This is a genomic window from Pedobacter foliorum (genome assembly GCF_013266735.1).
GTDB classification, from domain to species: domain Bacteria; phylum Bacteroidota; class Bacteroidia; order Sphingobacteriales; family Sphingobacteriaceae; genus Pedobacter; species Pedobacter foliorum.
Window position 1 is genome coordinate 83,196 of the sequence record NZ_JABSNU010000017.1, and the last position, 9,817, is coordinate 93,012.

A 9,817-nucleotide genomic window follows, 5' to 3' on the forward strand; every position below is an offset into this window, starting at 1 on the left:
TATTGAAATATGAAAAGTATACATAAACTAATTATAGCAATATCTATAAGTGCAGGGGCATTAATAACCTCTTGCCAAAAGTTAGATATTCCCCCTACTAATATTTTTACGCCCGATATCATATTTGGCAGTGAGGCTGGCGTAAAGTCCTTCTTAGCTACTATTTATAGAGGATTACCAATTGAGGATTTTAAATACAGACCGGATCAAGGTTTTAAAACCGGTGGTAACGATTGGGAAAACTTCTTTAATTCGGCTTCGGTTACAGGAGAAGAGGTTGGCCCTTTTGGAGGCATGGATATTGGTACCGGATTCGGCTACTGGCCATATGGCGATATCAGGAATGTTAATATCCTGATTGATGAATTACCAAAACACGCAGATAAACTGGGTCAAACCAATGTAAATGCATTATTAGGAGAAGCTCACTTTTTAAGAGCTTATTACTATTTCGGTTTGGCCAAACGTTACGGCGGTGTCCCTATCGTTACTACAGTTCAAGATCCTGGCGCACCAATTTCAGAATTACAGGTACATCGTGATAAAGAAGAAGCCACATGGGATTTCATTGGAGCTGAACTTGATCTGGGTTATCAGATGATGAATGAAACTAATGAAGCAGGAAGAGCGAACAAATATGCAGCTGCCGCATTAAAATCGAGAGCGATGTTGTACGCAGGTTCTATTGCAAAATATGGTTCTGCAAACTTTGTTGATGGTCCTGCCAGAGCTGAAGGATTTGCCGGTATACCTGCAGCAAAAGCCAATGACTATTTTACCAAAGCTGTTGAGGCTGCTAAATTACTGGAAGGACATTACTCCCTTTATGAAAAAAATGCAGATAAAGTACAGAACTACGTTGATCTTTTCCTTAAAAGTGAGAGTCCTGAAAACATCTTTATCAAACAATACTCTATAATTTCAAATACAGCACATAGCTGGGATGCCACCATGTCGCCGCGTTACATGACAGCTAATGCACTTACCAGATCGTACCCTACTTTGGAGCTGGTACAGCGTTGGGGCGCCTTACAGGTAACTAATTCTGATGGAACGCCAAAGCGCTTCAATGATCGTGCTGAAATAATGCAGGGACTTGAACCAAGGTTACTTGCTACAGTATATTTCCCGGGAGCAACTTTAAGAGGTCTTACATTCGATATGCAGAGAGGTATCTACCCTTCATTTAGTGGAACCGCAGCTGCAGAAGTTGCAAAACAATCTAATTCTCGCAGTTACATACTTTCAGGAGATACAAAAACCTTGTATCAAGGTAAAATGGTTATCGGCTTTACCGGTCCTTGGACAGGTGGTGATGAGCTAACTCGTACAGGTTTTTATGTTAGAAAATACATCGACGCAGCTAAACCAATCTCAACTGTAGATCTGAACAGAAGTGAGCAACCATGGCTTGACCTTCGTTATGCTGAAATCTTATTAAATAGAGCAGAAGCAGCTATGGAATTGGGTAATGCAGGAGACGCTTTAACTTTAATAAATATGATTAGGTCGAGAGCAGGTGCAACTCCTTACACTTCAATTGATATAGAAAAAGTACGCAATGAAAGAGGTATGGAGCTTGCCTTTGAAAACCACTACTATTGGGATTTAAAAAGATGGAGAATTGCAGATGTAGTATTAAACAATGCAAGGTTTAAAGGCCTTATGCCTTACTATGTGTTTAACGAAAACAAATACATCTTCTTAGCAGAACCTGAACTATTTCAGCGCAATTACAATTTCGACAAGAAGTTTTATTACGAGCCAATTCCGGGCGGAGAGCTAGGTAAAAATCCTAACCTATACCCTAATAACCCTAATTACTAAGAATATAAAATTTAAAAGATATGAAAAACCTGATTAGTAGAATGTTGTTAGGAATAACTATACTGGCAAGTTCTGCGTGTACAAAAATAGATAACTACGATGGTCCAAATGCTTCATTCGAAGGAAACCTTGTTTCGTCGGAAGGTGGCAATTTGCTTACCTCACAGGGTAGTACCCAAATCAGATTGGAACAGATTAGCTGGAGTGCTACACCTTCGCCTCAGGAGATTCCAAGTAAATTTGATGGCACCTTTAAGGATAGCAAATTGTTTAAAGGCACTTACAAAGTGATCCCAAAAGGCGGAGCTTTCTGGCCTCTTTACGATACTGTTACAGTTGATATTAATAAGGGCACAAAGCGCGACTTCACGGTTACCCCATATATTATCATCAAGAACTTTACTGCGACACTAAATGGCAAAACGCTAACATTAAAATATTTAATGGAGGCACCAATTGGCGCAGGTTTGCCAACCATTATAGAAACTCAGCCATATGTTAACAATACCAAACTGGTAGGTGCAGGTGCATCCATCAGAGATTTTTCTGACCTCTATAAAAAATCGATTAATAAACAGTGGGCAGACATGACCGATGCTGACAAGTCTGTTACCATCGATATTCCTGATATGTTGCCTGGCAGAAAGTTCTTTGTAAGAGTAGGAGTTCGCTTAAACGATAGTTTCAAGAGCTCTAATTTCTCTGACATCATTGAAATAGATGTGCCAGCTAATTAATTGAACATAACAAAATATACTGATGAAGAAGTTTAGGATATTGTTTTTCTCTTTTACAATGATGGCTTGCATTGCATCATGCTCTAAAAGCGATAAGGTAAAAGATTCCGATCCGGAAGTAAAGCCACCTGTAACATCTCAGGATAAAGTCTATGACATGACTGGCGTAGTTTACAAATCTTATACCGGCCTAGTGATGGCCGGTTATCAAGGTTGGTTTGCTGCAGAGGGAGATGGTTCGCAACGCGGCTGGTATCATTATCAGGGTAATGGTGGCTTTTTCCCCGGAAATACCAATGTAGATTTCTGGCCAGACATTACTGAATATACCAAAAGGTATAAATCGCCTTTTAAATTTGCTAATGGGTCTGATGCTTACTTATATAGTCCTTACGACGAAGAAAGTGTCGATCTTCATTTTAAATGGATGAAGGACTATGGTATTGACGGTGTACATATGCAGAGATTTGTGGGTGAGATTAAATCTTCAAATGCATCCGGAAAAAGGCACTTCAACAAGGTCTTAGCAAACGCACTAAAAGCAGCTAAGAAATATGGCAGGGCAATTAGTGTAATGTACGACCTGAGCGGTTGCTCAAGCGCCGACGTTGCTTATCTGGAGCAGGATTGGAATGAATTGCAAAGTCTCTTTAAACTTTTTGACAGCAAAGAGAACCCCACCTATTTATACCACAATGGCAGACCCTTGGTAACTATTTGGGGTGTAGGTTTTAATGACAACAGAAAATATACCATTTCTGATGTAACCACCCTGGTAGGAAAACTGAAAGGGCCTGATAATAAGGTGGCAGTTATGCTTGGGGTTCCATTTTACTGGAGAACATTGGGTGATGACACCGAAAAATCGCCATTGCTGCATACTCTTATAAAAAAAGTGGATATAGTTATGCCGTGGGCAGTGGGAAGATACGGCTCAGGAAATTACAACGAACGAATAACTTATGATGATATTCAGTGGTGTAAAGCTAACAAGGTAGATTATGTTCCATTAGTATTTCCAGGTTTTACCTGGGGTAATATGCATAAGGATGCCAGTCTTTACTATCAGATACCACGTTTAAAAGGCGATTTCTTATGGCAACAAATTGCCGGCGCCAAAAAAGTTGGTGCAAAATCATTATATGTAGCGATGTTCGATGAAATTGATGAGGGTACAGCCATATTTAAGGCGGCCCGAGAAGCAGATACGCCCTTAAACGGTGATGAGGGACTTAAATTCGTTGGAATTGAAAACGACCTGCCTTCTGATTATTACCTGTGGTTAACAGGAAAAGGAGCGAGTTGGTTCCACGGCGACCCTGGCTTTACCAGGGTTAAACCAGCTAGATAATGAAGAAATTAATGTTAAACTTTTAAAATAAAGGAAATGAGATTAATAAAAAATATGATGGTATGTTCCATCGCCTTAATCGGGCTTACAGTAACCAGCTGTAAAAAGGAAAAATACACTTCAAGAGACACAAGTCATGTAGTGCCTTTGCCAGAGGAGCCAGGAGAACCAGTTGACCCAACTCTCGTGGTATTTGACAATGTTGACGCTAAAGATGGGTGGCAAACTGTTGGTGATCCTGTTATTGAAACATCGGGAGCAAAAGTAGGTAGTGGATACCTGAAGAACACTATAAAAAGCGGAGATGACTTTATGCAATTTATAAAGCATTTAGCTACCCCATTAGATTCTAAACTTACAACGGCTAATGGCCAATTCTCATTCTGGTGGTATATATCTGATGTATCTGCCATAAAAGAAGATGGTCAAATTGAAATCACCAGTGGCGGAGATGCGGATAAGGATGAGTATGGGTGGTCTGTAGCTAAATTATTGCCTACATTGAAAAATGGATGGAATCAGGTAAACCTTAATTTAAGGGATGCAGATCTGTCTGGTACACCAAACCCTGCAGCACTTAACTTTTTCAGAGTATTTTTCTGGACAAAAACAAAAGACCACTCTGATGTAATTACGGGTGTAGATGGTCTGGTATTGAGGGCTGTGCCACCGGCTCCTGCTGTTTCATTTGACAATGCAGATAAACCGGATGGATGGGAAACTGTGGGTGCTCCTACCATTGAAACTTCAGGTAAAAAAGAAGGAACAGGATACCTTAAGAATACCATAGCTAACGGTGGAGACTTTATGCAGTTTATAAGGAAATTTGAAACACCTGTTAATTCGACTTTCAACAAAGACAACGGTCAGTTTAAATTCTGGTGGTATATATCTGATGTTTCCAATATTAAAAAGGATGGTTCTATAGAGCTGACCAGTTCAGGCAAGGCCGATGATCATGAATCTGCCTGGGATGTAGCTCCATTGGTAGATAACTTAAAGAATGGCTGGAATGAAATCACGCTTGACTTTGACAAAGCTATCAATACCGGAGATGGTGGTGCAGACTTCAAGTCCATTAACTATTTTAGGGTATTCTTTTTTACCAATAGTAAAGATCATCCGGATGTAGCTGTGGGTATAGATGATCTTCGCTTTACAGGAAAATAACCATGATCATGCAAAAAAATAATATCGCCTTCCTGATAGCCTTATTTGCTTTATTGAGTAGTTGCTCAAAAAAGAGCTCTAATGAAATCACTTCTCCCGATAAACCGGGAGAAGTGATTGACACAACCCCCTCTCCTGTTGGTGATGTGGTTGGTAAAATTACTGTTGGCTATCAGGGCTGGTTTGCAGCAAAAGGTGATGGCTCTCCAATTGATGCCTGGTGGCATTATACTCAGGACTGGGGGAAGATTCCTTCCCCTACAAACCTGGGGATAAAATCATGGCCGGATGTTAGGGAGTATACAGAAACCTTTCAAACTGGCTTTGAAGATCTTGGTAATGGACAAGAAGCAAAATTATTCTCATCGTTTACGACTCAAACTGTAAATACACAGTTTCTTTGGATGCAGCAGAATGGCATTGATGCCGCAGCTTTACAACGTTTTAATCCAAATGGCATTGAAGGTCCGGTACGTGACGCCATTACTGCAAAGGTAAAAACCGCAGCAGAGGCTTATGGTCGTAAATTCTATATCATGTATGATGTAAGTGGATGGACAAATATGCAATCAGAGATTAAAACCGATTGGACCAATAAAATGTCGGCCTACATCACGTCTTCTGCCTATGCTAAACAAAATGGGAAACCGGTAGTATGCATTTGGGGATTTGGATTTAACGACAATAACCATCCTTGGCCTGCTTCGGTTTGTGTTGATGTAATTAATTGGTTTAAAAGCAAAGGCTGCTATGTTATTGGTGGTGTACCTACCCATTGGCGTAAACAAGAAAGTGATTCACGACCTAATTTCATTAGCGCTTATAAAGCTTTTGACATGCTTTCGCCTTGGATGGTGGGTAGAATTGGGAATGCAAATGAATCAGATGGATTTTTTATGAATGTAAATAAACCTGACCAGGCTTATTGCAATGCTAATGGAATTGATTATCAGCCTTGTGTATTGCCAGGTGATTTACAGGAGCGCCAGCGTGCTCATGGAGATTTTATGTGGCGACAGTTTTATAACATGAAAAGAGTGGGTTGTCAGGGAATTTATATTTCTATGTTTGATGAGTATAATGAAGGAAATCAGATCGCAAAAACTGCGGAAAATTCATCCTTTATACCTAAAGGCTCTTCATTTGTTACGTTGGATGAGGATGGAACAGCGTGTTCATCAGACTATTACCTGAGACTTACAGATGATGGTGGAAAGATGTTTAAAGGTCAGATTGCGCTCACAGCTGTGCGTCCAACTAAACCGATGTAAGTGTATTAATGCTTTAGTAAAACTTGTCTCTTAAATAATACATTTTATCCGTTACTTAGACAGGTAAAAATCTTTTACCTTTAATACCACTAAAATAAAAACAAATGAAAATCTTAACAAGAAACAACTCTTTAGTCAAAGCATTCGCAATGCTGTCATTAATCGTGATCATGTTCAGTGCCTCAGCGGCATCGGCAAAGAAAAATCCTAAAATTCTGGTGTTCTGTAAAACAGCAGGATTTCACCATGATGCAATTGAATTTGGTGTGCCTGTTATCCTTAAATTAGGAGCAGAAAACAACTTTGATGTTGATACTACTACTAATTCAGAAAAATTTACGACCGAGAATTTAAAACAATATAAAGCTGTAATGTTTTTCAATACCACAGGTGATGTTCTAAATGACACACAACAAGCTGTATTTGAAAAATATATTAAAGGTGGTGGTAACTTTATTGGTGTGCATGCTGCTACTGATACGGAATATGAATGGCCTTGGTACGGTAAACTTGTAGGTGCTTATTTTGTAAGCCATCCAAGTCAGCAGGAAGCTTCATTAAATGTTGTTAACCGTAACCACATCTCTACAAAACATCTTCCTGAAGTATGGAAAAGAAAAGATGAATGGTATAATTTCAAATGGGTAGCTGATGGCTTAAACGTATTAATATATATTGATGAGAACAGCTATGATCCGGGTAATGGTAAAATGGGTGCTAAACACCCTATGGCATGGTACCATGAATATGATGGTGGTCGCGCTTTCTATACTGAACTTGGTCATACCCGTGAATCTTATACAGATCCACTTTATCTTAATCATCTTTTAGGAGGGATAAAATATGCGCTGGGTGTAAAAAAATAAACACCCCTGCAAACCCCGAAACACACAAAACCAAATATAATGAGACAAAAAAAACAATGGGTAATGGGCATGCTTTGCATGTCCATGCTCGTTTTTACCTGTAAAGTATCACAAAATACGGTAAAACGTGATGCCAATGGCAAAATAATCGTTAATACCAACCCCTCTCCTGCTTATTTAACTCCTCAGGAGAGTCTAAAAACCATTCATCTTCCAAAAGGCTACCACCTGGAACTTGTTGCTTCTGAGCCAATGATTCATGAGCCTGTTGCAATTGCCTGGGATGCCAACGGGCGCTTGTATGTAGCAGAAATGAATACTTATATGCAGGATGCCGAAGGTACAGGTGAGATGAAACCTGTTTGTACCATTAAAAGGCTGGAAGATACCAATGGCGATGGTAAAATGGATAAATCAGTAGTTTTTCTTGATAAACTATTATTGCCAAGGATGATTTTGCCACTTGATGACCGCCTTTTAGTTGCCGAAACTTTTGACAATAGTATTTATAGTTACCGCGATACCAATGGTGATGGCGTTGCTGATGAAAAGAAAATGGTTTTCAAAAATGAATCTGAAAACACAAGTAATCTGGAACATCAGCGAAGTGGTCTGGTATGGAATCTCGACAATAAAATTTATGTAACTGTAGAAAACGTTCGCTATAAGTTTGACAATGGGTTATTAAAATCTGAACAACAGCATGAAGGTTCAGGTGGTCAGTGGGGCCTTGCAAATGACAATTACGGCAGACTGTATTTTTCATCAGCAGGTGGAGAAGCTCCTGCAGTAAACTTCCAACAAAATCCATTTTTTGGATATTTGGATCTTAACGGCCAGTACAATGATGAATTTCAGGCGGTATGGCCTCTAATTTCTACCCCTGATGTACAGGGAGGTTTAGGCCGACTACGTCCAGACAGTACGTTAAATCATTTTACTGCCTCAACAGGGCAATCGGTTTTTAGAGGTAACTCATTACCTGATGACTTGAAAGGAGATTTATTGATTTGCGAACCAGTAGGCAGATTGATCAGACGAGCTAAGGTTACGGATACTGATGGTAAAATAACCTTAACGAATGCATATGATCATGAAGAGTTCATTTCATCTACAGACATGAATTTTAGACCTGTAAACAGTGTAACAGGCCCAGATGGATGTTTATACATTGTAGATATGTACCGCGGAATTATTCAGGAAGGTAACTGGACCAGAAAAGGAACTTATCTGCGTAATCAGATTGATCAAAAGCAATTGGATAAAAACATTGGTAGAGGACGTATCTATAGATTGGTTCATGACGGTATTAAGCCGGATAAAACCATTCCAAATATGCTAAATCTTACCAGTGACAAACTTGTTCCATATCTTTCTCATCCTAATGGCTGGTGGAGAGATAATGCCCAAAAACTTATCGTTGTTCGTGGAGACAAATCTGTAGTACCAGCGTTAAAGGAACTTGCACTGAACTCTCCTATTCAACTAGCTCGTATCCATGCGCTTTGGACAATGAACGGCTTAGATGCTCTAGATAGATCTACTTTACTAGCAGCACTTAAAGATAAGGATGCAGAAGTAAGAAAAACCGCGGTATGGATTAGTGAAGAACCTATCCGTAAAGGTGATGAAAGCTTAGTTATGGCAGTTGAACCATTAAAAAATGATCCAAGTGCTGACGTTCGTTTGCAACTGGGACTTTCATTAAGGTTCAATAATTCTGACAAAGCACAACAAATTATAGCTGACATTATTGCCAATCATCCTAATGATGTAGTACTTGCTGAGTCTAATAAAAAGTATCAAAAACAAATAGAGGCAAAAGCTACTGCTGAAAGAAATTCGAAACTAATGGCCACAGCTGATCAGAAATTAATAAATGATGGTGCACTAATATTTAAACAGCTTTGTGTTACTTGTCATGGTTCAGATGGAAAGGGTGTAATCAACGGCGGTAAAGATATGCCTGCTCCTCCCTTGGCAGCAAACAAAGATATAAATGGTGATCCTGAAAAAATAATCCGCATTTTACTTCATGGTTTATCGGGCCCTGTTAATGGCAAAGCATACGCAGATGTGATGCCTGCTCTTGGAGCTAACAATGACGAATATATTGCATCGGTAATTAGCTACATCCGTAATGACATTGGGAACAAAGCATCTACAGTGAAGGCTGCTGACGTTAAGAAAGTACGTGAGCAAACTGTAGGAAGAACCAAGAACTGGACTTGGCAAGAATTGAATGATTTGAAGAAATAGATTACAATTCTTGCTATTACTAATTGGTAATAGTAATTTCTATTACCAATTAGTAACAAGAAAGGGTGCAGTTCAATTGAACTGCACCCTTTCTTGTTTTATATTATTCATTTAATATTTTATCCGTTCGTTCGTCATCCTGAATTCGTCATGCCGGCGAAGGCCGGTATCAGAACCTCGCACTAGCAAGGCTTTCTTTCTCTTGAGAGATGCTGAAATAAATTACCAATGACAAGTCAGAAAGTTTTTTCAATAAGAATCTGAAAATAAGTATTTTAGTATTTAAATTCTTTGTGCAGCGTGCCCGATATGAAATTAGTGCTAATTGCCTGTTGC

7 protein-coding genes are annotated in these 9,817 nt (G+C 39.3%); all 7 read left to right on the forward strand.

The window, feature by feature from the left end:
- Positions 1 to 9 precede the first annotated feature (9 nt).
- The 7 genes from HQN83_RS22695 to HQN83_RS22725 all read left to right on the forward strand — a co-directional run bounded on the left by HQN83_RS22695 (position 10) and on the right by HQN83_RS22725 (position 9,481).
- Complete coding sequence (locus tag HQN83_RS22695) at positions 10 to 1,827, forward strand: RagB/SusD family nutrient uptake outer membrane protein (protein ID WP_173093642.1); 1,818 nt, start codon at positions 10 to 12, stop codon at positions 1,825 to 1,827.
- Positions 1,828 to 1,847: 20 nt separating this feature from the next.
- The gene (locus HQN83_RS22700; protein WP_173093644.1) at positions 1,848 to 2,564 is read left to right on the forward strand and encodes a DUF3823 domain-containing protein; all 717 of its coding nucleotides are present in this window, start codon (positions 1,848 to 1,850) and stop codon (positions 2,562 to 2,564) included.
- 22 nt (positions 2,565 to 2,586) lie between these two features.
- Positions 2,587 to 3,915: a glycoside hydrolase family 71/99-like protein gene (locus HQN83_RS22705; RefSeq protein ID WP_173093646.1), complete on the forward strand. Its 1,329-nt coding sequence runs from the start codon at positions 2,587 to 2,589 to the stop codon at positions 3,913 to 3,915.
- 36 nt (positions 3,916 to 3,951) lie between these two features.
- Complete coding sequence (locus tag HQN83_RS22710) at positions 3,952 to 5,085, forward strand: hypothetical protein (RefSeq protein WP_173093648.1); 1,134 nt, start codon at positions 3,952 to 3,954, stop codon at positions 5,083 to 5,085.
- Positions 5,086 to 5,093: 8 nt separating this feature from the next.
- Positions 5,094 to 6,356 carry a glycoside hydrolase family 71/99-like protein gene (locus HQN83_RS22715; RefSeq protein WP_173093650.1) on the forward strand — a complete coding sequence of 421 codons (1,263 nt, stop codon included), beginning with the start codon at positions 5,094 to 5,096 and terminating at the stop codon, positions 6,354 to 6,356.
- Between the two features lie 104 nt (positions 6,357 to 6,460).
- The gene (locus tag HQN83_RS22720; RefSeq protein WP_217277453.1) at positions 6,461 to 7,222 is read left to right on the forward strand and encodes a ThuA domain-containing protein; all 762 of its coding nucleotides are present in this window, start codon (positions 6,461 to 6,463) and stop codon (positions 7,220 to 7,222) included.
- A 39-nt stretch (positions 7,223 to 7,261) separates the two neighbouring features.
- On the forward strand, positions 7,262 to 9,481 hold the full coding sequence (locus tag HQN83_RS22725) for a DUF7133 domain-containing protein (protein ID WP_173093652.1): 2,220 nt from the start codon (positions 7,262 to 7,264) through the stop codon (positions 9,479 to 9,481).
- Positions 9,482 to 9,817: the final 336 nt, after the last annotated feature.

Coding starts and splice junctions, on each gene's coding strand:
- HQN83_RS22695 (WP_173093642.1), top strand. CDS start 10: ATGAAAAGTATACATAAACTAATTATAGCAATATCTATAAGTGCAGGG.
- HQN83_RS22700 (WP_173093644.1), top strand. CDS start 1,848: ATGAAAAACCTGATTAGTAGAATGTTGTTAGGAATAACTATACTGGCA.
- HQN83_RS22705 (WP_173093646.1), top strand. CDS start 2,587: ATGAAGAAGTTTAGGATATTGTTTTTCTCTTTTACAATGATGGCTTGC.
- HQN83_RS22710 (WP_173093648.1), top strand. CDS start 3,952: ATGAGATTAATAAAAAATATGATGGTATGTTCCATCGCCTTAATCGGG.
- HQN83_RS22715 (WP_173093650.1), top strand. CDS start 5,094: ATGCAAAAAAATAATATCGCCTTCCTGATAGCCTTATTTGCTTTATTG.
- HQN83_RS22720 (WP_217277453.1), top strand. CDS start 6,461: ATGAAAATCTTAACAAGAAACAACTCTTTAGTCAAAGCATTCGCAATG.
- HQN83_RS22725 (WP_173093652.1), top strand. CDS start 7,262: ATGAGACAAAAAAAACAATGGGTAATGGGCATGCTTTGCATGTCCATG.